This window comes from Streptococcus porcorum (assembly GCF_053203725.1).
The window spans coordinates 21,517-48,201 of record NZ_JBRUDG010000002.1 but is presented as its reverse complement, the minus strand read 5'-3'; the positions used below and the strand labels follow the sequence as shown (position 1 = coordinate 48,201).

At 38.9% G+C, this 26,685-nt stretch carries 31 protein-coding genes and 1 pseudogene; 18 read left to right on the top strand and 14 right to left on the bottom strand.

Going from position 1 to position 26,685, the window contains the following annotated elements:
• Nucleotides 1–9 precede the first annotated feature (9 nt).
• From ACVRWY_RS00775 to ACVRWY_RS00725, 11 genes are all read left to right on the top strand, one after another.
• Nucleotides 10–1,326, top strand: coding sequence for a beta-carotene 15,15'-monooxygenase (locus tag ACVRWY_RS00775; RefSeq protein ID WP_354367203.1), 1,317 nt, complete (start codon nucleotides 10–12; stop codon nucleotides 1,324–1,326).
• Nucleotides 1,327–1,562: 236 nt separating this feature from the next.
• On the top strand, nucleotides 1,563–2,327 hold the full coding sequence (locus ACVRWY_RS00770) for a DeoR/GlpR family DNA-binding transcription regulator (RefSeq protein ID WP_354367205.1): 765 nt from the start codon (nucleotides 1,563–1,565) through the stop codon (nucleotides 2,325–2,327).
• 208 nt (nucleotides 2,328–2,535) lie between these two features.
• Nucleotides 2,536–2,958 carry a galactose-6-phosphate isomerase subunit LacA gene (gene lacA / locus ACVRWY_RS00765; protein ID WP_018031056.1) on the top strand — a complete coding sequence of 141 codons (423 nt, stop codon included), beginning with the start codon at nucleotides 2,536–2,538 and terminating at the stop codon, nucleotides 2,956–2,958.
• A gap of 26 nt (nucleotides 2,959–2,984) precedes the next feature.
• Nucleotides 2,985–3,500: a galactose-6-phosphate isomerase subunit LacB gene (gene lacB, locus ACVRWY_RS00760; RefSeq protein ID WP_029172311.1), complete on the top strand. Its 516-nt coding sequence runs from the start codon at nucleotides 2,985–2,987 to the stop codon at nucleotides 3,498–3,500.
• Nucleotides 3,501–3,509: 9 nt separating this feature from the next.
• Complete coding sequence (locus ACVRWY_RS00755; protein ID WP_354367208.1) at nucleotides 3,510–4,442, top strand: tagatose-6-phosphate kinase; 933 nt, start codon at nucleotides 3,510–3,512, stop codon at nucleotides 4,440–4,442.
• 1 nt (nucleotide 4,443) lies between these two features.
• Complete coding sequence (gene lacD / locus ACVRWY_RS00750) at nucleotides 4,444–5,421, top strand: tagatose-bisphosphate aldolase (protein ID WP_354367210.1); 978 nt, start codon at nucleotides 4,444–4,446, stop codon at nucleotides 5,419–5,421.
• Between the two features lie 187 nt (nucleotides 5,422–5,608).
• Entirely contained in the window at nucleotides 5,609–6,442 is an 834-nt protein-coding gene (locus ACVRWY_RS00745) for a PRD domain-containing protein (RefSeq protein WP_354367212.1), read from the top strand.
• 31 nt (nucleotides 6,443–6,473) lie between these two features.
• Nucleotides 6,474–6,791 carry a PTS lactose/cellobiose transporter subunit IIA gene (locus ACVRWY_RS00740; protein WP_354367214.1) on the top strand — a complete coding sequence of 106 codons (318 nt, stop codon included), beginning with the start codon at nucleotides 6,474–6,476 and terminating at the stop codon, nucleotides 6,789–6,791.
• Nucleotides 6,791–8,494 (top strand): lactose-specific PTS transporter subunit EIIC, encoded by a 1,704-nt coding sequence (locus tag ACVRWY_RS00735; RefSeq protein WP_354367216.1) that lies wholly within the window; start codon nucleotides 6,791–6,793, stop codon nucleotides 8,492–8,494. Before ACVRWY_RS00740 ends, ACVRWY_RS00735 begins: the two co-directional genes overlap by 1 nt.
• Nucleotides 8,495–8,559: 65 nt before the next feature.
• Nucleotides 8,560–9,966, top strand: coding sequence for a 6-phospho-beta-galactosidase (gene lacG, locus ACVRWY_RS00730; protein WP_354367218.1), 1,407 nt, complete (start codon nucleotides 8,560–8,562; stop codon nucleotides 9,964–9,966).
• A gap of 64 nt (nucleotides 9,967–10,030) precedes the next feature.
• Nucleotides 10,031–10,924, top strand: a complete 894-nt coding sequence (locus ACVRWY_RS00725; protein WP_354367220.1) for an aldose 1-epimerase family protein — start codon at nucleotides 10,031–10,033, stop codon at nucleotides 10,922–10,924.
• A 135-nt stretch (nucleotides 10,925–11,059) separates the two neighbouring features.
• Here ACVRWY_RS00725 and cadX read toward each other — a convergent pair whose 3' ends face one another.
• Nucleotides 11,060–11,398: a Cd(II)/Zn(II)-sensing metalloregulatory transcriptional regulator CadX gene (cadX, locus tag ACVRWY_RS00720; protein ID WP_000711078.1), complete on the bottom strand. Its 339-nt coding sequence runs from the start codon at nucleotides 11,396–11,398 to the stop codon at nucleotides 11,060–11,062.
• Nucleotides 11,399–11,409: 11 nt separating this feature from the next.
• Nucleotides 11,410–12,024, bottom strand: coding sequence for a CadD family cadmium resistance transporter (locus ACVRWY_RS00715; RefSeq protein WP_354367222.1), 615 nt, complete (start codon nucleotides 12,022–12,024; stop codon nucleotides 11,410–11,412).
• 28 nt (nucleotides 12,025–12,052) lie between these two features.
• On the opposite strand from ACVRWY_RS00715, the pseudogene ACVRWY_RS00710 reads away from it, so the two are divergent.
• Nucleotides 12,053–12,276 (top strand): annotated as a pseudogene (locus ACVRWY_RS00710) (FanG protein).
• Between the two features lie 143 nt (nucleotides 12,277–12,419).
• Here the strand turns inward: ACVRWY_RS00710 and ACVRWY_RS00705 are convergent.
• From ACVRWY_RS00705 to ACVRWY_RS00660, 10 genes are all read right to left on the bottom strand, one after another.
• Nucleotides 12,420–13,685 (bottom strand): tyrosine-type recombinase/integrase, encoded by a 1,266-nt coding sequence (locus ACVRWY_RS00705; RefSeq protein WP_354367224.1) that lies wholly within the window; start codon nucleotides 13,683–13,685, stop codon nucleotides 12,420–12,422.
• An 86-nt stretch (nucleotides 13,686–13,771) separates the two neighbouring features.
• A complete protein-coding gene (locus ACVRWY_RS00700; protein WP_277650079.1) occupies nucleotides 13,772–14,023 on the bottom strand; it encodes a MerR family transcriptional regulator in 252 nt (83 codons plus the stop codon).
• 75 nt (nucleotides 14,024–14,098) lie between these two features.
• A complete protein-coding gene (locus tag ACVRWY_RS00695) occupies nucleotides 14,099–14,338 on the bottom strand; it encodes a hypothetical protein (RefSeq protein ID WP_277650078.1) in 240 nt (79 codons plus the stop codon).
• A complete protein-coding gene (locus ACVRWY_RS00690) occupies nucleotides 14,338–14,544 on the bottom strand; it encodes a hypothetical protein (RefSeq protein ID WP_354367227.1) in 207 nt (68 codons plus the stop codon). The genes ACVRWY_RS00695 and ACVRWY_RS00690 overlap by 1 nt, the downstream gene beginning before the upstream one ends.
• Nucleotides 14,544–14,834 carry a hypothetical protein gene (locus ACVRWY_RS00685; RefSeq protein ID WP_354367229.1) on the bottom strand — a complete coding sequence of 97 codons (291 nt, stop codon included), beginning with the start codon at nucleotides 14,832–14,834 and terminating at the stop codon, nucleotides 14,544–14,546. Before ACVRWY_RS00685 ends, ACVRWY_RS00690 begins: the two co-directional genes overlap by 1 nt.
• Nucleotides 14,806–15,999 carry a Rep family protein gene (locus ACVRWY_RS00680; protein WP_354367231.1) on the bottom strand — a complete coding sequence of 398 codons (1,194 nt, stop codon included), beginning with the start codon at nucleotides 15,997–15,999 and terminating at the stop codon, nucleotides 14,806–14,808. Before ACVRWY_RS00680 ends, ACVRWY_RS00685 begins: the two co-directional genes overlap by 29 nt.
• Nucleotides 15,992–16,228, bottom strand: a complete 237-nt coding sequence (locus ACVRWY_RS00675) for a hypothetical protein (protein WP_354367233.1) — start codon at nucleotides 16,226–16,228, stop codon at nucleotides 15,992–15,994. Before ACVRWY_RS00675 ends, ACVRWY_RS00680 begins: the two co-directional genes overlap by 8 nt.
• Nucleotides 16,206–16,745 (bottom strand): hypothetical protein, encoded by a 540-nt coding sequence (locus ACVRWY_RS00670; protein WP_354367235.1) that lies wholly within the window; start codon nucleotides 16,743–16,745, stop codon nucleotides 16,206–16,208. Before ACVRWY_RS00670 ends, ACVRWY_RS00675 begins: the two co-directional genes overlap by 23 nt.
• Complete coding sequence (locus ACVRWY_RS00665) at nucleotides 16,742–17,839, bottom strand: ATP-binding protein (RefSeq protein WP_277281435.1); 1,098 nt, start codon at nucleotides 17,837–17,839, stop codon at nucleotides 16,742–16,744. The genes ACVRWY_RS00670 and ACVRWY_RS00665 overlap by 4 nt, the downstream gene beginning before the upstream one ends.
• Nucleotides 17,840–17,841: 2 nt before the next feature.
• Complete coding sequence (locus tag ACVRWY_RS00660) at nucleotides 17,842–18,168, bottom strand: hypothetical protein (RefSeq protein WP_354367237.1); 327 nt, start codon at nucleotides 18,166–18,168, stop codon at nucleotides 17,842–17,844.
• A 692-nt stretch (nucleotides 18,169–18,860) separates the two neighbouring features.
• Here ACVRWY_RS00660 and ACVRWY_RS00655 point away from each other — a divergent pair.
• The 4 genes from ACVRWY_RS00655 to ACVRWY_RS00640 all read left to right on the top strand — a co-directional run bounded on the left by ACVRWY_RS00655 (nucleotide 18,861) and on the right by ACVRWY_RS00640 (nucleotide 23,250).
• Nucleotides 18,861–21,866 (top strand): SEC10/PgrA surface exclusion domain-containing protein, encoded by a 3,006-nt coding sequence (locus ACVRWY_RS00655; protein WP_354367239.1) that lies wholly within the window; start codon nucleotides 18,861–18,863, stop codon nucleotides 21,864–21,866.
• A gap of 12 nt (nucleotides 21,867–21,878) precedes the next feature.
• Nucleotides 21,879–22,208, top strand: a complete 330-nt coding sequence (locus tag ACVRWY_RS00650; RefSeq protein ID WP_354367241.1) for a hypothetical protein — start codon at nucleotides 21,879–21,881, stop codon at nucleotides 22,206–22,208.
• A gap of 88 nt (nucleotides 22,209–22,296) precedes the next feature.
• Nucleotides 22,297–22,827: a hypothetical protein gene (locus ACVRWY_RS00645; protein ID WP_354367243.1), complete on the top strand. Its 531-nt coding sequence runs from the start codon at nucleotides 22,297–22,299 to the stop codon at nucleotides 22,825–22,827.
• Between the two features lie 15 nt (nucleotides 22,828–22,842).
• The gene (locus ACVRWY_RS00640) at nucleotides 22,843–23,250 is read left to right on the top strand and encodes a hypothetical protein (RefSeq protein WP_277650069.1); all 408 of its coding nucleotides are present in this window, start codon (nucleotides 22,843–22,845) and stop codon (nucleotides 23,248–23,250) included.
• A 276-nt stretch (nucleotides 23,251–23,526) separates the two neighbouring features.
• Here ACVRWY_RS00640 and rpmG read toward each other — a convergent pair whose 3' ends face one another.
• Together rpmG and rpmF are read right to left on the bottom strand one after the other, a co-directional pair.
• Nucleotides 23,527–23,676, bottom strand: coding sequence for a 50S ribosomal protein L33 (gene rpmG, locus ACVRWY_RS00635; protein WP_001265622.1), 150 nt, complete (start codon nucleotides 23,674–23,676; stop codon nucleotides 23,527–23,529).
• 16 nt (nucleotides 23,677–23,692) lie between these two features.
• The gene (rpmF, locus tag ACVRWY_RS00630; RefSeq protein ID WP_018164771.1) at nucleotides 23,693–23,872 is read right to left on the bottom strand and encodes a 50S ribosomal protein L32; all 180 of its coding nucleotides are present in this window, start codon (nucleotides 23,870–23,872) and stop codon (nucleotides 23,693–23,695) included.
• A gap of 258 nt (nucleotides 23,873–24,130) precedes the next feature.
• Between rpmF and ACVRWY_RS00625 the strand changes: the two genes are divergently transcribed.
• A complete protein-coding gene (locus ACVRWY_RS00625) occupies nucleotides 24,131–25,246 on the top strand; it encodes a vitamin B12 independent methionine synthase (RefSeq protein WP_354367246.1) in 1,116 nt (371 codons plus the stop codon).
• A gap of 74 nt (nucleotides 25,247–25,320) precedes the next feature.
• The gene (locus ACVRWY_RS00620; RefSeq protein WP_354367248.1) at nucleotides 25,321–26,673 is read left to right on the top strand and encodes a PTS transporter subunit EIIC; all 1,353 of its coding nucleotides are present in this window, start codon (nucleotides 25,321–25,323) and stop codon (nucleotides 26,671–26,673) included.
• Nucleotides 26,674–26,685: the final 12 nt, after the last annotated feature.

The window sequence follows — 26,685 nt, the reverse complement described above, 5'->3', positions numbered from 1 at the left end:
TGAGAGTATATGTTAAGACTCATTGTGTATCAGTTTCAGTATTCAAAGAGACAATGGTTTGGGACAATTCCATTATTACTTGTATCTAGCCTGATTGTTGGGACATCTTTATTTGGCATTACTAGCTCATCAAGAATTTCAAATATCAATGCTTCGCAACTTTTTCAGATGTTGATTATATTTGGAGGTACTACTCTATTTTTTCTCATTTCAAATAATATAAGATTGCTAATAGATATCTTTAAAAAGGATTATCAATTATGGACGATTTTAGGAGCAAGTAAATCTCAATTATCTATACTTATCGCTGGTCAGTTTTCCATAATGGCAGTCATTGTTAGCAGTTTTGGGACAATCCTTTCCTTCGTTGTGACAGATAGTTACTATAAATTTTTACAAAATTTATTAGGAAGAGATGAATTACCTGATTTGGTTATTACATCCAATATTCAGACTGTATTATTGAGTATTTTAATAGTACCAACAATTGTTGGATTAGGAGCTTATTTTTATTCTATTCGATTATTAAAAAAAGAATCAAATTCAAAATCAAATGGTAGAAATTGGAGAGTTAAGGCGACTAAGTTTATTAATGTTTCTGTTCGTCTATTCTTATGGTTATTGTGTATAGGTATTATTATTTCAGCAGGTTTTACCAATAATAGAGAAGTGATTGTGACACAATCTGGCATGATTTTATTTTTATTGATTACTCATATATTAATTATTCAAGTTCTATCTCCGTCCACCCAGATTTGTTTAATAAAATTATTAATGAAGATTCTCCCATCTGAAAATTATGCAATCAATACAAGTTTTTGGAACCTACTATACAATCCTAGTTATTTGAAGAGTATACAGACTTCGATGACTATAGGGATAACTCTCATTTCTGGATTCATCCTCTATACCAGAAATATGTACTCATTTATGGATACTATAAATAGTGTCCATGAAGCAAGAGCCTCCTTCATTGCCTATCTATCTGCACCAATTGTGCTTATTATTACTAGTTTTATTTCTATCACAATATTATCTTCTAATAAAGACATTGAAGATATTAGACAGTTACAAATATTGGGCATAACAAAATTACAACTTTTTAAAATACGTATTGCAGAAGCAATAATGCACTCAATAATAATTTCATTGGTCTCTGTCATTTTTAATGCTATTGTGTTAATGTTAGTTCGCTTTATAGGGCAACGTTTAGGGCAGAGTTTAGCAGAAATAGCAGGTTTTTGGCAACCTAGCCTTATTATTCTTTGTTTGTTAGTTATCTTCTACAGCATTACAAAGGGGTTTTATTTATTTAAAGATAGATAAATTGGAAAAGTTATAGAGAGGATTGCAATATCAAGTGATAAAATTTCTGAAATATCTATTCCTAACTTGGAATATAAAAGCTCTGCAAAAACATAAAAAATCAAAAAGCCCTGCCTATTAAATCATTAATTCAATTTTTTAGCCAGATGTACTGATTACATTGAACAAATGTTCAAAATTCCAACATATTCTTGTTGATTTTTGATATAATGTAAAAAAACAACAAAGGATTAAACATGAATAAACGAGAACGACTAGAAGAAATTACACGATTGGTAAACAAAAAAGGTACAGTTCGAATTTCTGAGATTGTTGAATTGCTAAATGTTACTGATATGACTGTTCGACGTGATTTTATTGAACTGGAAGAGCAAGGTGTCTTAACAAAAATTCACGGCGGGGCTAGAAGTAATAAGGCTTTTCAATATCGGGAATATTCCCATTCGGAGAAACACATTCAAAATAAGGAAGCCAAGCAAGAGATAGCAGAAAGGGCTGCACAACTGATAGAAGATGGAGACACGGTATTTTTAGGTCCAGGAACAACAGTGGCCTTTCTGGCTGAGGCCATTAAAAATCCTCGCCTAACAGTCATCACAAACTGTATGCCTGTTTTTACAATCCTATCTCAAAAGAAGACCGAGGAGTTTCAAGTCTTTCTCTTGGGGGGAGAATATCGCCAAGTGACAGAATCTTTTGTAGGAGAAATTACCAATACAAGTTTAGAAAAAATGCGATTCAGCAAGATTTTCTTTTCAGGTAACGGACTTAAGGGAACTGATGTCATGACCTCTACCTTAGCCGAAGCCTATACGCAAAATATTGCCATTAAACATTCTTTAGAAAAATATCTACTGCTGGATGCCTCAAAAATTGGAAAAGATGATTTTACTTCCTTTTGTGATTTGAATGATGTAACTGCACTAGTGACAGATATGAATGCAAAGGATGAAAATTACCAATTATTAAGTAAGCACATCGAAATTATTTCTACAAAATAATAAAGTTATCAAAACCAACAGTGAAATGTTGGTTTTTTGTTTGTATACGAAAAAAATAAACAAAAATAAAACAAAATATGTTGACTTTATGTTTATTTGGTTGTATAATTTAAACATAAAAAGCGAAAACGCTTTTTCTAAGTTTTGCAAAACAAAGATATTCTGCCAAATATGGCTACAACTTTCTATTTTTGTTAGGAGATAGGTTATGACAATCATTATCGGTGCTGATCCAGCGGGTTCAAAACTAAAAGACGTTATTAAAGATTATTTGCTAGAAAAATCATATGACTTTAAAGATGTCAGTGATGGAAGTGATTTTGTTGATACAACTTTGGCAGTAGTTGCAGCAGTTAATCAAGAGGAAGGAAATCTTGGTATTGTGATTGATGCTTATGGTGTTGGTCCATTTATGACCGCAACTAAAGTCAAAGGCATGATCGCTGCAGAAGTTTCAGACGAACGTTCTGCCTATATGACAAGAGGACACAACAATTCGCGTATTATTACAATCGGTAGTGAGATTGTAGGAGAAGGAATTGCTAAAAATATCGTTAAAGGATTTGTTGAAGGTGAGTATGATGGCGGCCGTCACCAAATTCGTGTTGATATGCTAAATAAAATGTGCTAATTGTTGTAAACAAAGGAGAATAAGAGATGAAAATTGCAATCGGTTGTGACCACATTGTAACGTATGAAAAAATCGCTGTGGTAGATTATTTGAAAAATCAAGGATATGAAGTATTGGACTTTGGGACTTATGACAATGTTCGTACTCATTACCCAATCTTTGGTAAAAAAGTTGGTGAAGCTGTTGCAAGCGGACAAGCAGATTTGGGAATTTGTATTTGTGGAACAGGTGTTGGAATCAACAATGCTGTAAACAAGGTTCCAGGTATTCGATCAGCCTTGGTTCGTGATATGACCTCTGCGCTTTATGCTAAGGAAGAGTTAAATGCCAACGTCATTGGTTTTGGTGGCAAAATTACGGGTGAGTTGCTCATGTGCGACATCATTGAAGCCTTTATTAAAGCAGAATACAAACCAACTGAAGAAAACAAACGTTTGATCGAAAAGATTGCTGCAGTTGAAACGCTCAATCAAGAGCAGGCTAATCCAGAGTTCTTTACGGAATTTCTTGAAAAGTGGGATCGTGGAGAATACCACGACTAGGAGGCTCACATGATTTTGACGATCACTTTAAATCCGTCGGTTGATATTGCCTATCAATTGGATACCTTTCATTTGGATACTGTCAATAGAGTAGAAAAAGTCCAAAAAACAGCTGGAGGCAAGGGGCTCAATGTCACACGAGTTTTGAAACAAATCGGTGAAGATGTTGTGGCTACTGGTTTCATTGGTGGTGAACTTGGAAGTTATGTAAAGAAACAACTCACTCGAAATGATATTAAAAATTCCTTTGTAGAAATTGGGAACGAAACACGTAATTGCATTGCGGTTCTTCATGATGGCAAACAGACGGAGATTTTAGAACAAGGACCAACTATTCAAGAACATGAAGCCTTGAATTTTATCGAACACCTTGAAATTATTCTGAACAATGTAGATGTTGTTGCTATTTCAGGAAGTTTGCCAAAGGGACTTGCAAGCAATTATTATGTAGAAATTGTAGAACTTTGTAAAAAATATGGTGTAGCTGTTGTTCTGGATTGTTCTGGTGAGGCACTGAAAAACGTTTTAGAAAGCCAGCAGAAGCCGACCGTTATCAAGCCAAATACAGAGGAGTTATCACAGTTAATTGGCAAAAATGTCACAGATGATATTCAAGAATTAAAAGCAGTTCTATCTGGTCAATTATTTCAAGGAATTGAATGGATAGTCGTCTCATTAGGAGCAAAGGGGGCTTTTGCCAAGCACAATGACAAGTTCTATCGTGTCAGAATTCCAAAAATCAAAGTCGTCAATCCAGTAGGATCAGGAGATTCAACAGTTGCAGGTATTGCAGCTAGTTTGGTACATGCCTTACCTGATACAGAATTACTTAAAAAGGCTAATGTTTTGGGCATGTTAAATGCCCAGGAAGAACAGACGGGTTACGTCAATTTAGAAAATGCAGAATCGTTGTATTCTCAAATCGAAGTCGAGGAGGTTTAAGATGGTATTAACAGTAGAAAAAAGAAAATATATGGAAAAAGTAAGCAATGAAGCAGGAGTCATTTCAGCTCTTGCCTTCGACCAACGTGGAGCCCTGAAAAAAATGATGGCAAAACATCAGGCAGAAGAACCTACTGTGGAGCAGATGGAAGAACTAAAGAAACTAGTTTCAGAGGAATTAACACAGTTTTCTTCCTCAATTCTGTTAGATCCTGAATTTGGTTTGCCAGCATCACGCGCCCGTGACGAACAGTGCGGTTTGCTCCTAGCTTATGAAAAAACTGGCTATGATACCAGCTCTACTAGTCGCTTACCAGATTGCCTAGTGGAGTGGTCTGTAAAACGACTAAAAGAAGAAGGGGCAGATGCTATCAAGTTCTTACTCTATTATGATGTTGATGGAGACCAATATGTCAACCTTCAAAAACATGCCTATATTGAACGCTTGGGTTCAGAATGTCAGGCTGAAGGTTTACCATTCTTCTTGGAAATTTTGAGCTACGATGAAACGATTGAAGACAATGCCAGTGTGGAATTTGCAAAAGTCAAACCTCGAAAAGTAAATGAGGCTATGAAAGTATTTTCGGATGAACGCTTTGGAGTGGATGTTCTCAAGGTAGAAGTACCTGTGAACATGAATTTTGTAGAAGGCTTTGGAACAGGGGAAGTCGTCTATACAAAAGAAGAAGCAGCCGAATATTTCCGTCAACAAGAAGCATCAACTCATTTGCCATACATCTATCTAAGTGCAGGTGTTTCTGCTAAGCTTTTCCAAGATACACTAGTGTTTGCACATGAAGCAGGTGCTAAATTTAACGGTGTTCTCTGCGGTCGTGCAACTTGGGCGGGTGTTGTGCCAGTCTATATTGAACAAGGTGAAGAAGCTGCGCGTGAATGGTTACGTACTGTTGGTCGTGAAAATATTGAGGGACTTGATGCAGTCTTGTCTCAAACAGCAACTTCTTGGCTAGAAAAATAATTAAAAAAATTACCATTTTCTTAAAAGAAAGGGTTTACATTTTCTGAGAATATGCTATAATAATCTCATCAGCAAGAATAGAGTGGATTGTAACTAATTCGATTAGGCAAGACTACAAATGGATTTGAGAGTAGGATATTCTCGGTTTGTTTGTAGTCTTTTTTGCTTAAAAATATAGGAGGGATACATGTTTAGGATTATACAGTTACTAAATAATAACGCTGCCCTGGTGAAAAATGAACATGGGGAACAGGCAGTCGTGATGGGATTAGGTATAACCTTTCAAAAGAAAAAAGGGGATTTAATTGTTAAGGACAAGATAGAAAATATTTTTTCACTGAAAAATGATGAAGCCAAAGAAAATTTTCTCACCTTATTAAAAGATATTCCCTTAGATTTTATTTCGGCAACCTACACGGTTATCAATCATCTGGTAGAAACTTATCATTACCCTGTACAAGAATATCTATATGTGACACTGACAGATCATATCTATTGTGCATATCAGGCGGTTTTAAAGAACAGTTATCAAGAAAGTAGGCTACCCAATATTTCAGCCGAATATCCATTGGAATATAAAATGGCGCGTGAAGCCTTAGCTATGTTTCGTGAAAAGCTGCTAAATGATTTTCCAAATGATGAGATTGGTAAAATTGCACTTCACTTAATCAATGCAAAAGGTGAAACCATTCATCCCACAAGTGAAGAACAGGACATCAGCAAAAAAATTATAGCAGATGTTGAACAAATTCTAACGGAGAATGGGATTAAACGCACAAAAGAAAATAGCAATTTTTATGATCGCTTTATGATTCATTTGTCCTATTTTCTGAATTACTTAGATAGATCCCATCAGTCAAATGAATCGATTGCTAGTTTGGAACAGTACATCAAGCTCCAGAATCCAAGAGCCCATCAGGTTGGAAGTCAGATTTTTGAGATGATTACATCATTGGTTGATAAGCCTGTAAATGATAGTGAAAGGTTCTATATTGTACTACATATTCAACGGTTATTGTAAATCAATTCAATTTTAAAAGGAGGTTCATATTATGAACAGAGAAGAAATTACGTTATTAGGTTTTGAGATTGTTGCATTTTCTGGTGATGCACGTTCTCGATTGATGGAGGCACTGGCTGCTGCTCAAAAAGGTGATTACGCAAAAGCAGAAGAACTAGTTGAAGCGGCCAATGCTTGTATTGTTGAAGCCCACCATGCTCAGACAAGTTTGTTGCAGAAAGAAGCGGCTGGTGAGGATTTAGCCTTTAGTGTGACGCTCATGCATGGTCAAGATCACTTGATGACTACAATCTTACTTCAAGACCTAATGAAACATATGATTGAGTTGTATAAGAGAGGAGCAAAATAATGAAAGGGTTGATTGCTCAAATTGAGAAAGGGAAACCTTTCTTTGAGAAGATTTCTCGGAATATTTACCTCCGTGCTATTCGTGATGGCTTTATCGCTGGCATGCCGGTCATTCTTTTCTCAAGTATTTTCATCTTAATTGCTTATGTTCCTAATGCTTGGGGATTCAAATGGAGCGCTGATATTGAAACACTTTTGATGACTCCATACAATTACTCAATGGGAATTCTTGGATTGTTTGTTGCTGGTACAACTGCAAAAGCATTAACCGATTCAATGAACCGCTCATTGCCTAGCACAAATCAAATTAACTTCATTTCTACAATGCTTGCAGCAATTGTTGGCTTCCTGTTGATGGCTGCTAATCCAGCAAAAGATGGTGGTTTCTTAACTGGATTTATGGGTACTAAAGGTTTGCTTACAGCCTTCATTGCAGCCTTTATTACGGTTAATGTTTACAAGGTTTGTGTGAAAAACAATGTCACTATTCGCATGCCTGATGAAGTTCCACCGAATATTTCACAAGTATTTAAAGACTTGATTCCATTTACTGCGTCAGTCGTATTGCTTTACGCTATTGAACTTCTTGTACATAATGCACTAGGTGTAAATGTTGCGGAATCAATTGGTACACTATTAGCTCCATTGTTCCAAGCAGCAGATGGTTATGTTGGTATTACCATTATCTTTGGTGCCTTTGCCTTCTTCTGGTTTGTTGGTATTCACGGACCTTCAATTGTAGAACCGGCTATTGCAGCCATAACCTATGCCAATGCCGAAGCTAACTTACAATTGCTTCAAGCAGGGGAACATGCTGATAAGATTTTGACATCAGGTACTCAAATGTTCATCGTTACGATGGGTGGTACTGGTGCAACATTGGTTGTTCCGTTCATGTTTATGTGGTTGACGAAATCAAAACGTAATAAAGCGATTGGACGTGCGTCCGTTGTTCCTACTTTCTTTGGAGTTAACGAACCAATTTTGTTCGGTGCTCCACTGGTATTGAACCCAATTTTCTTCATTCCATTTATCTTAACCCCAATTGTTAACGTTTGGATTTTTAAATTCTTTATCGAGACATTGGGAATGAATAGTTTTACTGCAAATCTTCCTTGGGTAACCCCAGCTCCCCTAGGACTTGTTCTAGGTACTAACTTCCAAGTACTATCATTCATCTTAGCTGCTGTTTTGATAGTTGTCGATGTTGCCATTTATTATCCATTTTTGAAAGTTTATGATGAACAAATGCTGGAAGAAGAACGCACTGGTAAATCTTCAGATGAGTTGAAAGAAAAAGTTGCCGCAAACTTCAATACAGCAAAAGCTGATGCCATTCTTGAAAAAGCAGGAGCAACTGAAACTGTTGAATCAAAAGAAATTACTGAACAAACAAATGTTTTGGTTCTCTGTGCAGGTGGAGGAACAAGTGGTCTTCTTGCAAATGCTTTGACAAAAGCAGCTAAAGAATATGGTGCTCCAGTTACTGCAGCAGCAGGAAGCTATGGTGGTCACCGTGAAATCTTGCCGCAATATCAGCTCGTTATCCTTGCTCCTCAAGTAGCGTCAAACTATGAAGACTTGAAAGTAGAAACAGATAAACTTGGTATCAAATTAGCTAAGACAGAAGGTGCACAATACATCAAATTGACTCGTGATGGACAAGGCGCTTTGGACTTTGTTAAACAACAAATGGAAAATTAAAATAGACAACATTAGGGAAGGTTGGGGGAACTCAACTTCCCTTTTTAGATGAAGAGGAAAAACAAATGTCAAAAACATTACCTAAAGATTTTATTTTCGGTGGTGCAACAGCAGCATATCAAGCTGAAGGTGCTACTAAAACAGACGGTAAAGGTCCAGTTGCTTGGGACAAATACCTAGAAGATAATTACTGGTATACGGCTGAGCCAGCAAGTGATTTCTATAATCGCTATCCTGTTGACTTGAAGTTGGCTGAAGAATTTGGTGTTAATGGAATCCGTATTTCAATCGCTTGGTCCCGTATTTTCCCAACTGGGTTTGGAAAAGTAAATGAAAAAGGTGTTGAATTCTATCACAATCTTTTTGCTGAGTGTCATAAGCGTGGCGTTGAGCCATTTGTAACTCTTCACCACTTTGATACTCCTGAAGCTTTACATTCAAATGGCGATTTCTTAAACCGTGAAAATATTGACCATTTTGTTAACTATGCAGAATTCTGTTTTAAAGAATTTACAGAAGTTAATTATTGGACAACCTTTAATGAAATTGGACCAATTGGTGATGGACAATATCTTGTTGGGAAGTTCCCACCAGGGATTCAGTATGACTTAGCTAAGGTATTTCAATCTCACCACAATATGATGGTTTCACATGCTAAGGCGGTTAAGCTATACAAGGATGCTGGTTATAGTGGAGAAATTGGTGTTGTACATGCATTGCCAACGAAATATCCTTATGATCCAAGCAACCCTGACGATGTTCGTGCAGCGGAACTTGAAGATATTATTCATAATAAATTTATCCTAGACGCAACATACTTGGGTTACTATTCTGAAAAGACCCTTGAAGGTGTTCGCCATATTCTGAAAGTAAATGGTGGGGAATTAGACCTTCGTGATGAAGACTTTGCTGCCTTAGATGCTGCAAAAGATTTGAACGACTTCTTGGGCATCAATTACTATATGAGTGATTGGATGAGAGCTCATGATGGAGAAACGGAAATTATCCATAATGGTAAAGGTGAAAAGGGAAGTTCTAAGTATCAAATCAAGGGAGTTGGTCGTAGAGAATCTCCAGTCGATATTCCGAAAACGGATTGGGATTGGATTATCTACCCACAAGGTCTTTATGATCAAATCATGCGTGTAAAAAATGACTATCCAAACTATAAGAAAATTTACATCACTGAAAATGGTCTAGGCTATAAAGATGAGTTTGTAGATGGTACAGTCTATGACGATGGTCGAATCGACTACGTGAAAAAGCATTTAGAAGTGATTTCAGATGCTATCTCAGATGGTGCCAATGTTAAAGGTTATTTCATCTGGTCCTTGATGGATGTATTTTCTTGGTCAAATGGATACGAGAAACGATATGGTTTGTTCTATGTTGACTTTGAGACCCAAGAACGTTATCCAAAGAAAAGTGCTTATTGGTATAAAAAAGTAGCGGAAACACAGGTTATTGAATAAAACTAATACAAGGATGCCTAGCTCAAGTTAGCATCCTTGTTTTCATATAAGGGAGGCAGTTTTTATGCTCGAATTAAAAAATGAGAACTTAACAGTACAATTTTCTGAATTAGGTGGGCAAATTATTTCCATTAAAGACAAGGATGGTATCGAGTATCTTTGGCAAGGCGATCCGACCTATTGGAGCGGTCAAGCACCAGTTCTATTTCCGATTTGTGGAAGTTTACGAAATAATTGGGCTATCTATGAACCTGCAGAAAGGCCGACATTTACAGGCACAATTCCAAGGCATGGACTTGTGAGAAAAATGATGTTCAAAAATGTAAGAAGAACTGAAAATTCTTTGGAATTTTCTATTTCATCAAATGAAGAAACCGTAAAAAATTACCCTTTTGAATTTGAACTTTCCATTAACTACTCACTACTTGGCAATACAATTCGAACTGAATATCGGGTGAAAAACCTTGAGGGACATAGAAAGCTACCTTACTTTATTGGGGGTCACCCAGGTTTTAATTGTCCCTTGTTGGATGGTGAGAGTTATGAAGACTATTATTTAGAATTTGAAAAAGTAGAATCTTGTACAGTACCTAGAAGTTTTCCAGAAACTGGCTTACTTGATCTGCAAGATCGCCGGCCATTCTTGGAAAATCAAAAGACCTTGGACTTGTCCTATCAACTGTTTGAACATGATGCCATAACATTGGATCAGTTAGCATCACGAAAGGTAACCTTGAAATCTAAAAATCATCAGAAAAAACTTTCGATTGCATTTGAAGATTTTCCATATTTAGTGATTTGGTCAACTACAAATCAGAGTCCCTTTATCGCATTAGAGCCATGGAGCGGCCTCTCTACATCACTGGAAGAATCTGATATTTTCAATGCCAAACGAAATATTAGTTACGTCGCTCCAAAAGAAGTTGATAAAAAACATTTTGATATTATTATTGAGTAACTAGGTTAGTTAAGTAGTTTAAATATTCTACGGACAACACTCAAAAACCCCACTGACTTTAATTAGCCAGTGGGGTTTATTACTTATATAATCCCCCTATAATCATGGAAAAGTAGAAAGTAGTAAAAATAGTTGTTATCCTAGTTGATTAAAAAAATCTCTGATTTCCTCATCTTTTATAAAATAATATATAATTTTCCCCTCTCTTCTAGTGTCCAAGATGTTTTGATTGGCTAGTTTACGAAGATGGTGGGAGGCAGATGCCATACTGAGATTTAATAAACAGGCTATATCGCAGACACAGAGTTCTTCGACGGCAAGGAGATAAAAGATGATATTTATCTGTTTATTATCGGTAAATTTTGATAAAATGCGAAGTGATTTTTGGACTTTTTCCTTTTCAAGGTAGTTCGTTGCGGTTGTAACATTTTGTTGATTTATAACATCCACTTGACAGATACTATCTTTTTTCATAATTTTTTCTCCTAGCCTAACACAGCCCATAGCATGTCAAAGCTGTTGTTTTCAATCAGGATATACATCCCCAATCCTAAATAGACAACGGCAATAAACCATCTACTATATTTTTCCAAAGTTTCTCCGACAGAAGGGACTTGTGCCAATTTTTGGGTAGAAAAAACCAAGAGATAAATCATGACTAGAAAGGTAAGTAAAGCCACTATCAAATTCGCTAAATTTAAGGTAGTAAAATATGGGACAAAGACACCAATATTGTCAGCACCACAACTTGCAAAAGTAATCATAGCGACTAGAAAAATCAGGTTTTTATTATCTTTGCTCAAACCTTCTTTGGCAATAGCTTCTCCATCAGAATCTCCTAAAAGCAAAACTTTGAGGCCTAGGAAAATTGGAATCAAACCGAGCAAACCTAAAATCTCTTTACTAGGAATATAATCTAAGACAAATGCAAAAAGCAAACTTAGCAATATTAGACTAACAGAGCCTAGAAATTGTCCTAAATAGATGTTAATGATGTCTTTTCTGCTTTTTCTTTTGGCAAAAAATAACATTAGGATAATAAGTAAGTCTACGGCTGTCCCAGAATACAGGATTATTGAAGTAATAACATTTTGAATCATAAAACACCTCATTCAAATATATTTTTGAATGAATTTTAACATTAAACTTTGTAGATGTCAACTTCAGCTCCACCAAAATATAGATAAGAAGTTAGTGTACCAAATATAAAAAGCCCTGCCATCCAAATGATAACAGGGCTTAACTTCAATATCCAAATGATATATTCATCTAAAAAAGGTAGAGTAAAAGGTAGAGTTCTTATTGATTTATATTGCAATGTAATGAACTTCAAAAATTCAAAAATCGCTTAAAATCAATGTTTTGATGTCTAATGACGTGTAGTGAACCCCTTACTTAACCTCAGTAAGGATTAAATAATTAAGTTAAGAACCTTATTATATCAAGGTTTATAGCACTTTTAAATAAAAAGGTAGTGATGAAGGTAGTGATAAAATCAAGTCGTTAATTCCCCCATTTTATTTAGGAAAATATCGACAGCTTCAAACCTCTTTTTAGGTGCTAATTCAGCGTAAGTATCCATAGTGGTTGTAATAGATTTATGTCCCATTCTATGTTGTAATTCTTTCCAATTAACTCCAGAATTTAGCATCAACGAAGCGTGTGTATGGCGGAAAAGGTGAAAACCATAATCAGGCAGTCCAAGTGCAGACAAACGTTTTTTGAGAGTTGCTCGTTCATTTCTGTCACACATATAGTTGCCATAGATAGTCGGAAAAATGAGTTTAGACTTGGGCAAGCCATGCTTCTGAAAGTACAGGTTCATCTCTTCGTGGAATTGTTTAAGGTCTTCCAAAATTGAAATCGGGACAGCAACCCTACGATTTCCAGCATCTGTTTTTGGGGATTTTTTACAAATCATTTCCCCTTTGGTACCTAGCTTTCTATTTGCGCTTTTCCACATGAGTGTTTTATTGACAAGAATTTCATTGGTTTCAAAATCAAGGTCAGTGATTTCCAGCGCTAATAATTCGTTGATACGTAATGCAGAAGCTAGTAGCGTATTACATATAACTTTAAATCGTCTATTAGCCCTAGTGTTTGGTAAGGTATCAAGATAGGATAGCCAATATTTAAGGTCGTTATCATGGAGAACCATGATACGTTCTTTGTTTGATTTGGGTTTAGGTGGGATTTTAATCGCTTTTGCTGGATTTGCTGTCAAACCACAATTTGTAATACCAAAGTCAAAAATATCACTAACCTTGTGAGCCATTGCACCAAAATCTTTTGCATTTCCTTTTTGAGCACGTTTTACTCCAGACTCAACTGATTTTTTGGCTCTTTGCGCTAATCTATTTACCCAAAGTTGCACATCAGAAGGCTCGATTTGTTCAGGCTTGTATTCCCCAAAGTGGGGAATAATATAGGTATCAAGATAGCCACGTACTCTGTTAATGGTATTTTGTGATGATACCCATGTTTTGAAATTACTAAACCATGCCTCAGCTAGACTTTCAAAATTATCAATCTGAATAGTTTCTTTGACAGTTGAGCCAGATTTTTCAAATTCAATTTTAGCCTCAACAATTTTTCTATCCAAACTTCTAAGTGTTTTTGCTGTAATGGTTTTAGTAATACGTTTTCCTGTTTTGATGTCTGTTCCAATATAAACACCTTTTATAGAGTAACTGGTATCACCATTTTGTTTTGTTATTTTAGTTACCTTTTTGCAATTATGTTGAATGATTTCTTTACTCATATAGCCTCTTAAATTGGACAATCAAAGGGCTAGAATAGAATCCTCACAGTCTTTATTTGATAATCCTATTCTAGCACATTTTGAAGTCAAATAGTTAAAAATTCAATAACGTCTTCCATCTTGTAATAGACAGTACGTGTCCCCTCAATTGGAGGTTCTAAACGTTTTAACCCTTTCTTTTCCCACGATTTCAGTGTATTTGGTGAAATTTGTAAAATATTTAGGAGCTCTTTTTGTGTTACGATGCCGTAAGAAAAAGTCTTTTCCACCCCTTGTTGCAGAATTGCAACAAGGGTGTTAAGTAGTTCTTCTATTCGATTTAATCTAAGTGTTTCCATTTCTGTTCTTTATTCCTTTCAATATCATCTTTAAAAAGTAGTGTGATGAGTTCTTTGGTTATTTGGAGTTTTTCATCATCGTTTAGGGCTAGTAGTTGGTCTAGGGTTTCTTGTTCTTCTGGTGTTAGGGGCATCTTGGTCTTCTTTCTGTTTGAGATAGGCTAGAAATAGGGCTTGTTCTTGTTGAAGGCTTTCTATTTCTTTGAGAAGGAGTGGACGAGATAGAAATAAATGAGGGGTATCCCATTTTTGATAAAGCTTGTCTAAGCGTTTGTCTAAGTAATGGAGATACCCCTGTTCAATAGCTGTTGGCATTAGATGGTCTTTTCTTGTCTGGTTTTCAAGTGGGCGATAAAAGCGTTTTGCTCGCTGTAAATCGTGTCTAACTCTTGTTCAAGTCTTGGGTAGTGCCTTTTCATGGTTTCATCTTGAAGCAACTCTTCTACAGCAGTGATGCGGTGTGTAAAGGCTCTGAGTGCTTGGTAGTCTGTATCTGTTAGGTTAAGGAGTAGTGGGGTCATTAGATACCTCTTTCTGTTTCGATGGCTGTGATAAGGAGGCGAGCGGTTGAGAGGATTTCCGCAATGATTTCTGCTTCTAGCTCTTGTGGTTTGTCGCTACGCTCTAAATGGTAAAGGTGACCTTTTAAGAGCTTAGAATAATAGGTAACGTCTGTCATTGTGTTTATCTCACTTTCGTTTAGGATATAGTCTTCTAACATATCATCAAGGATAGCGAGTTTAGTGGGGTGCAATCCTTGATTTTTCAATGCTAATAAGTGGTTAATGGTCTCTTTTGGGTTCTGTGTCATGTTTGCTTCTTTCTAATTGTGCTAAAAAATTTTCTTTTGGGTGGTCTTCGCTGGGTTTGGGTTTGACCCAATTGGTAAAAGCCTTGTCCTCTATAGGGTGATAGGTCTGGTCAGTTTTATCAAAAGCCATGGGATAAATCAGGTCATCCGTGACTTGTAAAACCGTATCTAAGCGCCTATTGAGCTGTTCAAAACTATCTGTCCTATCTTTGCCCCCAAAGGCTTCTTGATAAAGTTCTAGGGGCGAATAAGGACTGGTGATAAAGAGGTACTCGGCTGTGAGTGCTTTGTCATAATAGCGTGATGGCACTAAAACCTCAAAGTTAAAGGGGTCAAGGATTTTTAACAGGTCATCGTATCGAAAGGAGCGAGGGCGTAGCTCATCTAAGATAACCACCGCTTCTTGATGGTAGGTCTGAAAGGGGTCACGACTCGACCCAGTGATAAAGTAGGCTAAACCCAATTCTTTGGCATAATGCTTGGCAAGCTTGGTCTTTCCAAGCCCTGCTTCTCCGTAGATATAGACCACTGTCTTATAGCGTTTCTGGCTGGTCATGTAGGCAATGTAGTCCTTAATCAAAAATTCCTGACGTTTTTCGACCACCGCCTTTAAACGGTTGCTTGCCTTGGCATAGAGGCTACCTGTTAACTCAGCTTCGACCTCTTCCAAGCTTAAAACACCGTCATACAGCTGGTTGAGGTAGTCGGCAATCAGTTCGTTATCTGTTTGATTCTGACGGCGTTGCACCTGTTTTTCAATCTGCTCAAGCTTTTTAGGGTAGTCAAAATTACTAAAGACCTGACTAGGGTCATATTGGTATTTGTCTTGAGCGCCTTTGGTATGGTGGACAAGGTAGCTGTAGCCATTATTGACTCGCTGGAAAAATTCTAGGCGCTCGGTTTTAACCTCTTCACGTTTGCCTGTCTTGCCCTCAATCTCCCAAGCGACATTTCGAGGGCTTCTGGCATGCTTAAAATACAGCATGAGATGCAGATGAGGCTCGACAGGGTCGCCGTCTTCTGTGAGGTCTTTATCATGGACAATCCCAGCCCATTGAGTGGGTTCAGTCGCTTTGACAATCCGTTTGACCGCTTGTTTCCAATCCTTATCAGGAAGCAGTCGTAGTTGCTGGGTGTACATGATAGCTCTTTGTTTTTTAACCATGTGTAACCTTTCTATGGTGTGATTTTTCGTGCTCTTTGGCACACTGGCACAGTGAAAATGGGAGTTCTATGCCAAGACCAGAACTCCCAAAAATACGATTGATAGAGTCTTTTAAAGAGATAATGAGTCTCTTTGGCACAAACTGGTAAAGTGCCAAGGTCTTGCTCGGAAGCTCCTTGTCTGCGACAAAGCCTCCGACCAAGACCTTATCTTTGGTAGCCTTGGGCATGATACAAATTGCCTTTTAATCTGGTAATGTCATTAAAGAGATAGCCCTCGGCATGATGGTTGAGCTCGATTTTAACCTTTGGGAAAAGCTCAACCAGTTTCTCTTGGGCTTCATGGGCTAGGGGCAAATACCAGAGTAGTTTCCCTGTTTGCTTGGTCAAGGTAACGGTTAGCGTTAGGAGAGATAGGTTGGCTTGGTGGATAACCTTAGCGCTAGGGGCTTGTTGGCTGATGACCATTGGGCTTTTGGTGTCAAGGGCTTGGAATTTGCAGAAGTGTCTCATGCGCCATGTGAGCCAAAAGGAAGTCCTGACCTTGATGCCCCCAAGTTTGGCAAGTACAAGACAGAGGCTTCCGCTAAGACTGGCTAGGGCAAACCCCATCAGCCCCAGCCTCAAGAGAAGTTGACCGAGGCTTGGGAACTGTCCTAGTCCTATCCCCCCAATCATCAGAAAACAGAGGGCTAAGACCATGAGCATGAGACTTGTCATCAAGCTATTGTAAGGGAGAGTCTTCATGTCTTATCTCCTTTACGATAACGTGGGGTCAGTAGGGGCATGATATGACTGTCATGCTTACCGTCACTAAACTTGATGATACCTGTACCGACACCACTTGGCACCACAATGCTATCAATATGAGCGTTAGGGAGCAGAAATTGGGTGGTATTGGTATTGATTTCACCCAAGATAATGGAGCAGTTGATTTGTTCCCTAACGGCTAAATTGCCCCCAAAAGCAGGTGCATCAAAGCGCTGTGAGACTAAAATCAAGGAAACCTTAGTGGCACGTCCTAATAGGGCAACCGTCCCCAAGAGTTGGGCAAAGGTTTCTTTGGCTTGACGAGAAGACCCTTGGACAAGGGCGAGGAGTTCATCAATGACCAAGTAGGTACGCTTTAAGCTGGCATGGGGATTTTCCAAAAGCAGTTTTTGCCGAGCATAAATCTTGTCTATGACTGTCCCTAGCGCTTCGTTGACCTCAGTGATAAAACTGTTGAGATTTGAGCCGTGCGTAGGCGATAGGACAGGTAAGCCGAGGTCTTGCCCTAGGAGGTAAATGTCTGCCATTTTAGGGTCAACCAAGGTAATGTCATCTGTGATATGCCTCAAGCATCTGATAAGGTATTCTAGAAAATAGGATTTTCCAGAACCTGAAAAGCCACTGATGGCAAGGTGTACCACGTCATCCATATCCAGCGACACGTCATTTGCCATAATGGGGATATGGTTTGGGGTGACGTATCTGCGGATAAAGGGGTCAATATCTCCTACCTCAAGGCGAGTGGGAATCCCATCCACCCAAGGAAAACATAAGGCACGAGCCAAATTAGGCTCGTGCTCACGATAGGGAACAAAGACGGTGTTATTTTGAACCAGCAGTGTTTTGTAAGGGTAGAGTATCCCAGCGCAAATGTCCGCAATTTTAAAGTAAAGCTCACTGTCCAAGGCATAAGAAACAGGGAGATTAGGGATAAACAAAAATCCCTTATCTTCCTCTAAGAGCTTAATGGAAAAAGAGTTGGTATAACTCGTTTCACCATTGAGACTGAGGGTGTTGTTTAGATTGTTAGTTAAGAAGCGCTCTAGCGCTTCTTGGCTTTGTTTGACCATGCTTATCCTTTCTTGTTAATAGCGGTTGCTTTGAAGTAGATATTGTTTTTAAATTCCAAGGCTTCTAAGCCCTCAAAAGTGACCTCTTGTCCGATGGCAAAGCTGTCTAAGCTCGGACGGTCTTTTGGGAGGAATTTGACCTTGAACGGGTTGTGATTGTCAGTAGCTATCCAGACTTGATAGCCTTTGATGTTTTGTGTGGGTTTCCCCTCGATGTACTCATACTGTGTTTCCAGCTCAAGTCCGACGATATAGAGCGTTTCGCCATTGAGAACCTCTTGAGCGAGTGATGTTGAGTAACCTGTGTTGGCTTTTTTTTTGAATGCCATAATGACGTTCCTTTCTTTAATTAAATTGAACAAAAATGAAGCCACTTGCCTTGGCAAGGCAAGTGGCTATGAGAAAAAGTTTTCCCTTATACAAGGGAAAAGGGTGGTAGAGCGCTACAACCATTTGCCTTTTGAATGCCTAGCATTTTATCTGTCACAAACCTGTAAACAAAGTGTCATCAAATATTAACTTGACAAGACGCGGAATTTTGGTAGGATATGTTTACAGGGTAACGACAGTTAGAGTAAAAGGCGAAATGAAATTCTATAATTTCACTTATTGAGTCGGGGTCTTGGGGAGTTATCCCCATAGTAAAATTTGTGTACACAAATTTGAAAAAAATGGGATTTTCTAAAAACGAGAAAATTCTGACAATAAGACCCCAAAAAGGAGTAGAAGTCACAAGCTTCTCTCCTTTTTTTAGTCGTTGTGGTGCATGAGGGGAACCCTCATAATGTTATTGGTGTACACCAATAAAAAAAGGGACAAGTCTGTAGGGACTTGTCCAAGCAGTTTCCTAATCCTCCGCTTTTCTCTGCGAGATTCTTTTAATAAATAGGTAGAAAAAAGGGCAAAAAAATAGATAAAAACCGTCAAAAACCCCTTGACAAAAGGATTCGGGGGGGGGGTATAATAAGCACAACTAACTTTAATCTTAGTCGTATCTTATTAAGGAGAGATAAAAACTGTTATGAAAAGAAACAAGCAAAAAGCCCTTTATTTGGCTGGTGCTTTGGTGGCAACAGCCAGTCTTGGTTTTGCCAGTCAAGACGCACAAGCGGATAGTTTAGAAGAAGCTACGGTCAGCACAAGCGAGACGAGCGCTACCGTCACCGCAGACCAAGTGGCAACTGCTAAGACTGAGGCAAGAACGGCTCAAGACAAGCTAAATCAAGCCTCACAAGACTTAGCTTCAGCCCAAGCTAATCAAGCAGACACTCAAAAAGCCCTATCGGATGCGGATAAGACTTTACAAGATGCTAAAAATGTTGACGCATCTAGCAGTGCTAAAGCCCAAGCTCAAGATGCTGTTACCAACGCACAAGCGCAAGTGACTGCACAAGAAACAGTTGTTGAGCAAAACCAAACAGCTGTTGATAACGCAACACAAGCGTATAATGACCAAAAAGCAATTACTGACCAAGCAGAATTAGCGGTAGTTGAAGCTAAAGCACAAGCAGATGCTGATGCAAAAGCTGTTGAAAATATCAGTACTAGTGGGGTTAGTGTTGAAGATGCGCAAAAAGCGGTAGATGAGGCTAATGTAGAAGTAAGTGTAGCCGAAACTAATGTTTCTATTGCAGAAAATGCAGTGGCAGAAGCCCAAGCTCAAGATGCACAACTAGCTAAAGACATTGAGACAGTAGCAGGTGATGTGGAAAACGCAGAAGACAACTTAGCTCGCACTCAAGCAGACGCAGTGAATGCGCAAGATTCTGTAAACCAAGCTCAATCAGCCGTGGATGCTGCTAAAGCAGAGTTGACGGAAGCAACCAAAGGTCAAGCGACATGGACCATTGAAACCAATATTCCAGCAGATATTGCAAAAGCAATTAAAGCGTTAACGAATATAAAAGATGAAGATACATATGAAAACGGTGAGAAAGTAATTAACGCGTACTTAAGTAATATCCCGTTAGAATTAAAACAAGAAATTATTGAACAAGTATTCACAACAAATATCGATGCCGATGATACAGTATATGATTTGAACGACTTACCGGAAACAGTTCGTAAACAAATGAATGTCTTCTTTGTGGATTTTGTAAATTCAATTCGTAGAATTATTGGGTTACCAGAAGCAGTAGCAAGTGAAATTGTACGTCAGCACGCTGAAATGAAAGCAGACTTGTACAAAAATAAATATGGTCAGATGTCTATCACGACCGGTTTGGACCATGATGAAAACATTATAGGTATTGCTAATTCTAAATATGGTATTGAAGCAAATGAAACTCTAAGTGATGGTTATACGCATAATAGACATAATCTTTATTTTAGTCATAATATAACTTTAACACAATTACTTAATAATGTTAAAGAAAATGTTATTACTATGATCTTAGGTGACAGAGATTCAAATTATGGTCATTTACGAGGGTTATTAACTCCCGAAACACTTGGCGTAGCAATTAACCCAACACTTAATGGTCAAGGTGATAAAATGGTAACAGTAATCACCTCCGGTGCCGACACCAACAAACTCGTACTCAATAATCCCGACTTATTCTCCGACAAAACAGTCACAAAAGCCAAAGAACAGGCTGAAAAGCTCATGAAACCAATTAAACTTGACCAAGCAGTGGATACCAGTGCAATTCAAACAAAATTAGCAATTGCGAACACCGCTTTGAAAGCAAGTCAAGAACAATTGGCAGAAGCGGAAGCACGAGTAGCGACAGCACAAAAGACTTTGGATTACGCTAAAACACGCTATAAAGCATTGACAAGTCAATCAAGTCAATTAGTGGAAGCCCAAGAACAATTAACAGACGCTCAAAATGCACTAGCAAGTGCCAAAGCCAAGTATGCGACTGCCACAGCTAACCTCGAAAAAGCACAGGTAGATGCCACAAGCTACACCCAAGCTCTCGCTCAAGCTAAGTCTAAGTCAGAAGCCAGCCAAAAAGCGCTCACCAGCGCCCAAGCAACCGCTCAAACAGAAGCCACTAAGCTTGCGACAGCACAGGCAGAGCTAGATAAGGCTAAAGCTCAAGCCAGCGCCTCACAGGATAGCTTACGTCAAGCACAGAGCGCCCTTGCGACAGCTAAAGCCAACCTTGAGCGCATCAACACCGCTCAAGCCAGTCTAGCAACGGCTCAAGCAAACTATGACAAGGCAAAAGCAGAGGCAGATAGCGCCCAAGAAGCCCTTGCGACAGCTACAGCCAACTACCAAGAAGCTCAAAGTCACGCTGATACCGCATGGAAAAACTATGAAGCGCTCAAACTCCAGTACGACTTGCAAAACAACCAACCTATCACCCCAGTAGAACCAAGCAAGCCAGTAACTCCAACCGAGCCAACTAAACCAGAAGTTCCAACAACTCCAGAGAAACCAGAAGAACCAAGCAAACCAGCGGTTCCAACAAGTCCAGAGACTCCAGAAGAGCCAACTAAACCAGAAGTTCCAACGACTCCAGAGAAACCAGAAGAACCAAGCAAACCAGCGGTTCCAACAAGTCCAGAGAGACCAGAAGAGCCATCTAAACCAGCAGTTCCAACAAGTCCAGCAACACCAGCAGAACCAACTAAGCCAGAAGTTCCAACGACTCCAGAGACTCCAGAAGAGCCATCTAAACCAGCAGTTCCAACAAGTCCAGAGCGACCAGTAGAACCATCTAAGCCAGCAGTTCCAACAAGTCCAGAGACTCCAGAAGAACCAGCTAAACCAGCGGTTCCAACAAGTCCAGCAACACCAGCAGAACCAAGTAAGCCAGCGGTTCCGACTAGTCCAGTGACTCCAAGTGAAGCAACTTCTCGCCCGACTGTTCAAGTGTCTAGAGTTACACAAACAGCACAACCTGTCGCAGTAGCTAGCCCACAAGCCCCATCACAAGCTAAAGCTAGCTACTCACGTGTCGCTAGAACAGCTACACTCCCAGAAACAGGCGACAACAGCTCACTACTTAGTCTTTTAGGATTTGGTATCCTAGCTCTTCTTGGTCTTAGCAAGAAAGGCAAGCATCAAGCGTAAGGAGGAGAGAAGATGATAACTATGGAAGCTATTAAAAGTAGTATTCAGGCTGTTAAAGATTTAGATGATGATTTGAGAAATAGGTTACTATCTGATTTAGAAAAAGTTTTTATAACCAATCCTCCTTCTGATTTAGCACTGGCTATTGATGCACTTAATAAAATCGCTCAGAAACTTCCTGATAGTTCAGCGAAGAAGCTAATCTATCAAAAGATTAAAGAATTAGCAGATGAAATCATTCAACAGATAGAGCTTGAAGAGATGGTAGAAAAAGTAATTCAAGAGATGGGAGATAATGAGAGAGCAAGGCAAAAAACTCAGGGTGATGACATAATCTTATAATTTTAACGTCTTACTGATTATCACAATATACCAGAAGACTATCTAGCTTTTGCTAGGTAGTTTCTTCTATAAGAGAAAGGAATCGACCATGACCCAAGAAAAGCTACTAGACGTGCTTTTAGTGCAAACTGATGTTACTTATCATGCTTCTGGGCATAAGCTCAGTATCGAGGGAGACCTTGATAAACTGATAGCCCTTGCCAAAGTGGCAGATGCCGAGAAGCTAGGCTACAATGTCTCTATCAGCCTGAGAAACGTCCCTAGAGATGTCTATTATCAGTTTATGCTAGAGAAGTTTGACCAGTACGGTAATAATTGGCATGTGGATACCGTTTCATCATCAGAGCTAGAGAAAATCTATGACAAGTTCTCATTGAGCTATCAAAACTACGACAGCAGACACTTTATCTATATGACCGCCTATCGAGCAGGAACGGTCTTTATAGCCACAAGAGGAATAGACCTCCTTGAAGACTTTGACTTTCGTAGAGTAGCAAGCCTAATGGCGAAAATGACCTTGGTTGTAGATTATAAGGACATCTCAGAGCTCTTGAAAACCCGTCTAACAGACCAAGAAAGAGATTGGCAGTCTATCATCAACGAAAACGACACACTTTAAAGCAAATGAAGCTGAATGGGGGTAAAAAGAGCAGTGATTTCGATAACTTATCAAGATTTTACCAATGAAAAAGACGCTTTGAGTTTTGAGGTTTGCACCTCATACTATCAAACCCTTATCGGTGTACTAAAGCAAGGTGATGAGGATTCTCTTCAATACTGGAATGATTTTGTATCAGCATCAGTTGACTATGCCAAAGTTCGTGGGGAGTGGTTACAGCTAAGCCGAGAAGAAAAACAGGCTAGAGATGAGGCTCGTACTGTTAAGCATAATAAAGTGATTTATACTTTAAAAATTTACGTTAACTATGCTCAGATACAGGGACACGATTTATCTTGGTTTGAAGACATGAAAGGGAATAGAAAACAGATAGGCGATTTAGCTTGTTATGTTAGTTACATCTATGCCCTTAATGCTAGATAATATCAAAAGGCGGAGTTATCTCCGCCTTTTTGGATTCCCCAAATTTTAGAAAAGACAAGACTATTTCTAAAATTTTCAGGAATGGTAGTGAAAAAGAGGAGCCTCATTATGAAGCTCCTCTTGCCTTTGATTGTCCGAATCAATAATCTTATTTCAAAAAAAGGTAGTGAAAAAGGTAGTGATTCGGTTGATTTTTATTGCAATGTAATGAACTTCAAAAATTCAAAAATCGCTTAAAATCAATGTTTTGATGTCTAATGACGTGTAGTGAACCCCTTACTTAACCTCAGTAAACACAACGTGCTTACGCAATTTTGGTGAGTATTTTTTCAATTGAAGACGGTCTGGAGTGTTACGTTTGTTTTTTGAAGTAAGGTACAAGCGTTCACCAGATTCTTTGTGTTCAAGTGTAATATTTACGCGCATGGTATCTCCCTTCTAATTATTTAGCTTCAGCTTTAGCGATTTTACGTCCTTTGTAGTATCCTTTAAGTGATACACGGTGTGAACGTGAGTAATCTCCAGTAGTTTCGTCAAATTGTACTGATGGTGCAGTCAATTTGTAGTGTGTACGACGTTTGTTTTTCTTCGCTTTTGAAGTGTGACGTGCAGGTACTGCCATTTTCTTTATTTCCTTTCAAATGTATGTTTCGGCTTTTGCCAACTTTAACAGTATAACAAATCTTTTTTGTAAAGTAAAGTTACTTGACAATTTTTTTCGTTTTTTTAGGAAAGGACAGAGCTCACTATTTGTTTTATTAAAACAAAGCGTTTTTATAGTCTAAAACTATAACAAACAATAGTAAATATATATTTTACAGCAATATCTTTTCGCGTTACAATAGGGGCAATTGATTTCGCAATATAAGGAGTAAGACAGATGACAAAAACGCAATTTCATTTTGACCATGTTGGTAGCTATCTTCGCCCACAAGCTTTAAAAGAGGCGCGTGAGCAGTTTGCTAAAGGAGACATCTCAAAAGAGGAACTTCTAGTTGTTCAAGACCAATTGGTAAAAGAGTTGGTGCATCATGAGGTTGAAAATGGCCTTGAGGTTGTTTCTGATGGAGAGTTTGGACGCTCATGGTGGCACCTAGACTTCTTGTGGGAGTTAACAGGTTTTGAAGCTTACCTTCAAGAAGACTCTTATAAGTTCCACGGCGCTAAGACGCGTACGACCAATGTCCGCCTTAATGGTAAGGTTGCAGAGAACCCAAACCACCCATTTTACCGTGACTTTGAGTACCTCAAGTCAATCACACCTGAAGGGGTAACTCCTAAGGTAACCATTCCAAGTCCATCTTTGGTCATTAACCGCGATCACCGTAGTGATTTGTATGCTGATTATTATGATAGTTGGACAGATTTTCTTGATGGTCTAGCACAGGCTTATCAAGATACTATCAAGCATTTTTATGACTTAGGAGCGCGTTATGTGCAACTAGATGATACAACTTGGGCTTATTTGATTCAACAACTAGAAGACTACAAAGATCAGCCAGAAGAGCGTCGTGTCTTTGAAAAAATTGCAGAAGATGACGTTTATGTGATCAACAAGGTGTTAGATGGGCTACCAGACGACCTAACAGTCGCAACACACGTTTGTCGTGGGAACTTTAAGTCAACTTATCTTTTTGAGGGTGGCTATCATACCATTTCAAAATATCTTGGTCAGCTCAACTATGACATTTTCTTCCTTGAGTATGACGATGAGCGTTCAGGAGACTTTGCTCCGCTAGTAGATATCTGGAATGGTCGTGAGAATGTTGAGTTGGTTCTTGGCGTTATCACCTCAAAAGATCCTCAACTAGAGGATGTTGATGCGATTGTGGCACGTATTCAAGAAGCAGCACAGCTTGTTCCTCTAAAAAATCTTGGTATCTCAACACAGTGTGGCTTTGCTTCAACTGAGGAAGGCAATATCTTGACAGAAGAAGATGAGTGGAAAAAATTACGTTTAATCAAGACTATTACAGATAAGGTCTGGACATCATAAGAAAAGAGCAGGACAGGCTCGGCTTGTTAAGGTTGAACCTGCTCTGCTTTTTGACTAGGAAGGAAAAGTGGGATATGGATTATAAAGGGTTAGCACAGGAGATTTTAAAGCAAGTAGGGGGAGAGGAAAATGTTTCTGATCTTACCCACTGTGCAACACGATTACGTTTTTGTCTGGTTGACGAAAAAAAGGCTAATGACACGGCAGTAGAAGCATTAGAGGGGGTGCTTGGCTTAACAAAAAGCGGTGGGCAGTATCAAGTGGTGATTGGTAATGATGTTCCCCATGTTTATGCAGCCTTAGTTGACAATCTTTCTGACCAGTCTGTGCGTTCGACAGAGGTGAAACAGGGACCTCTACAAACGCTTCTGGCTGTGATTTCAGGCATTTTCACCCCAATCTTACCTGTCATTACAGCAGCTGGGATGATTAAGGCGGTCCTATCGCTGTTAACGGTCTTTGGTGTGGTGACGGCAGATGATGTCAACTATCAGATTTTAAATTTTATCGGTGATGCTGGTTTTTATTTTCTGCCTATCTTTCTAGGGGCTTCGGCTGCTCGCCAATTTAAAACTAACCCTCAGTTAGGGATGTTGATGGGGGCTATCTTGCTCCATCCGACCTTTACCTTAATGGTGACGACAGCTAAGGAAGCTGGAAAGAGCTTGAGCTTCTTCTCCCTACCTTTGACTCTAGCTTCTTACTCTTCTACGGTCATTCCAGTGATTTTAGCCGTCTGGTTTATGAGCTATGTGGAGCGTTTTGCGGATAAGGTATCGCCTAAGGCAGTCAAGTTTTTCTTGGTACCGATGGTAACAACCTTAATCACTGCGCTTGTGACCCTTTTGGTTCTTGGTCCGATTGGGGCAATTGTCGGAAACTGGCTAGGTGATTTCTTTAAATGGTTAGAAAACTTTGGTCCTTGGGTAGTTCCAACGATTGTCGGTATCTTCTCTCCTTTCCTTGTCATGACAGGAACCCACTATGGTTTGGTGTCCATTGGTATCAATAACCGAATGACTATTGGTTATGACACCATTGCCCAGCCTGGGATGTTAGCTTCCAACGTGGCACAAGGAGGTGCTGCGCTAGCGATTGCTGTTAAAACAAAAGACACCAATAAAAAAGCCTTGGCTTCTTCGGCAGGTCTTACGGCTATCTTTGGAATCACAGAGCCTGCTTTATATGGTGTAACCTTGCAAAATAAAGCAGCGTTAATCGGCTCTATGGTAGCTGGAGGTGTAGGAGGCTTCTTCCTAGGAATTTTAGGGGCCAGAAACTTCTCAGGTGGCTCGCCAGGGCTTCTAACTATTGCAGCCTACATCGGAGAGGACACGCTAAAATACTTTTACACAGCTATTGCTGGCTTGATTATTTCAGTCGTCGTTTCCTTTGTTGTGACCTTTATTCTCTATCGAGAAGATTAGTGAGACCATTAA

Coding starts and splice junctions, on each gene's coding strand:
- lacA (WP_018031056.1), top strand. CDS start 2,536: ATGACAATCATTATCGGTGCTGATCCAGCGGGTTCAAAACTAAAAGAC.
- ACVRWY_RS00695 (WP_277650078.1), bottom strand. CDS start 14,338: ATGCCAACAGCTATTGAACAGGGGTATCTCCATTACTTAGACAAACGC.
- ACVRWY_RS00680 (WP_354367231.1), bottom strand. CDS start 15,999: ATGGTTAAAAAACAAAGAGCTATCATGTACACCCAGCAACTACGACTG.
- ACVRWY_RS00620 (WP_354367248.1), top strand. CDS start 25,321: ATGGATTATAAAGGGTTAGCACAGGAGATTTTAAAGCAAGTAGGGGGA.
- ACVRWY_RS00650 (WP_354367241.1), top strand. CDS start 21,879: ATGATAACTATGGAAGCTATTAAAAGTAGTATTCAGGCTGTTAAAGAT.
- ACVRWY_RS00700 (WP_277650079.1), bottom strand. CDS start 14,023: ATGGAAACACTTAGATTAAATCGAATAGAAGAACTACTTAACACCCTT.
- ACVRWY_RS00705 (WP_354367224.1), bottom strand. CDS start 13,685: ATGAGTAAAGAAATCATTCAACATAATTGCAAAAAGGTAACTAAAATA.
- ACVRWY_RS00685 (WP_354367229.1), bottom strand. CDS start 14,834: ATGACACAGAACCCAAAAGAGACCATTAACCACTTATTAGCATTGAAA.
- ACVRWY_RS00740 (WP_354367214.1), top strand. CDS start 6,474: ATGAACAGAGAAGAAATTACGTTATTAGGTTTTGAGATTGTTGCATTT.
- cadX (WP_000711078.1), bottom strand. CDS start 11,398: ATGAAAAAAGATAGTATCTGTCAAGTGGATGTTATAAATCAACAAAAT.
- ACVRWY_RS00645 (WP_354367243.1), top strand. CDS start 22,297: ATGACCCAAGAAAAGCTACTAGACGTGCTTTTAGTGCAAACTGATGTT.
- ACVRWY_RS00715 (WP_354367222.1), bottom strand. CDS start 12,024: ATGATTCAAAATGTTATTACTTCAATAATCCTGTATTCTGGGACAGCC.
- ACVRWY_RS00770 (WP_354367205.1), top strand. CDS start 1,563: ATGAATAAACGAGAACGACTAGAAGAAATTACACGATTGGTAAACAAA.
- lacG (WP_354367218.1), top strand. CDS start 8,560: ATGTCAAAAACATTACCTAAAGATTTTATTTTCGGTGGTGCAACAGCA.
- ACVRWY_RS00745 (WP_354367212.1), top strand. CDS start 5,609: ATGTTTAGGATTATACAGTTACTAAATAATAACGCTGCCCTGGTGAAA.
- ACVRWY_RS00725 (WP_354367220.1), top strand. CDS start 10,031: ATGCTCGAATTAAAAAATGAGAACTTAACAGTACAATTTTCTGAATTA.
- rpmG (WP_001265622.1), bottom strand. CDS start 23,676: ATGCGCGTAAATATTACACTTGAACACAAAGAATCTGGTGAACGCTTG.
- ACVRWY_RS00775 (WP_354367203.1), top strand. CDS start 10: ATGTTAAGACTCATTGTGTATCAGTTTCAGTATTCAAAGAGACAATGG.
- rpmF (WP_018164771.1), bottom strand. CDS start 23,872: ATGGCAGTACCTGCACGTCACACTTCAAAAGCGAAGAAAAACAAACGT.
- ACVRWY_RS00675 (WP_354367233.1), bottom strand. CDS start 16,228: ATGCCCAAGGCTACCAAAGATAAGGTCTTGGTCGGAGGCTTTGTCGCA.
- lacB (WP_029172311.1), top strand. CDS start 2,985: ATGAAAATTGCAATCGGTTGTGACCACATTGTAACGTATGAAAAAATC.
- ACVRWY_RS00690 (WP_354367227.1), bottom strand. CDS start 14,544: ATGACCCCACTACTCCTTAACCTAACAGATACAGACTACCAAGCACTC.
- ACVRWY_RS00665 (WP_277281435.1), bottom strand. CDS start 17,839: ATGGTCAAACAAAGCCAAGAAGCGCTAGAGCGCTTCTTAACTAACAAT.
- ACVRWY_RS00660 (WP_354367237.1), bottom strand. CDS start 18,168: ATGGCATTCAAAAAAAAAGCCAACACAGGTTACTCAACATCACTCGCT.
- ACVRWY_RS00640 (WP_277650069.1), top strand. CDS start 22,843: ATGGGGGTAAAAAGAGCAGTGATTTCGATAACTTATCAAGATTTTACC.
- ACVRWY_RS00755 (WP_354367208.1), top strand. CDS start 3,510: ATGATTTTGACGATCACTTTAAATCCGTCGGTTGATATTGCCTATCAA.
- ACVRWY_RS00625 (WP_354367246.1), top strand. CDS start 24,131: ATGACAAAAACGCAATTTCATTTTGACCATGTTGGTAGCTATCTTCGC.
- ACVRWY_RS00735 (WP_354367216.1), top strand. CDS start 6,791: ATGAAAGGGTTGATTGCTCAAATTGAGAAAGGGAAACCTTTCTTTGAG.
- lacD (WP_354367210.1), top strand. CDS start 4,444: ATGGTATTAACAGTAGAAAAAAGAAAATATATGGAAAAAGTAAGCAAT.
- ACVRWY_RS00670 (WP_354367235.1), bottom strand. CDS start 16,745: ATGAAGACTCTCCCTTACAATAGCTTGATGACAAGTCTCATGCTCATG.
- ACVRWY_RS00655 (WP_354367239.1), top strand. CDS start 18,861: ATGAAAAGAAACAAGCAAAAAGCCCTTTATTTGGCTGGTGCTTTGGTG.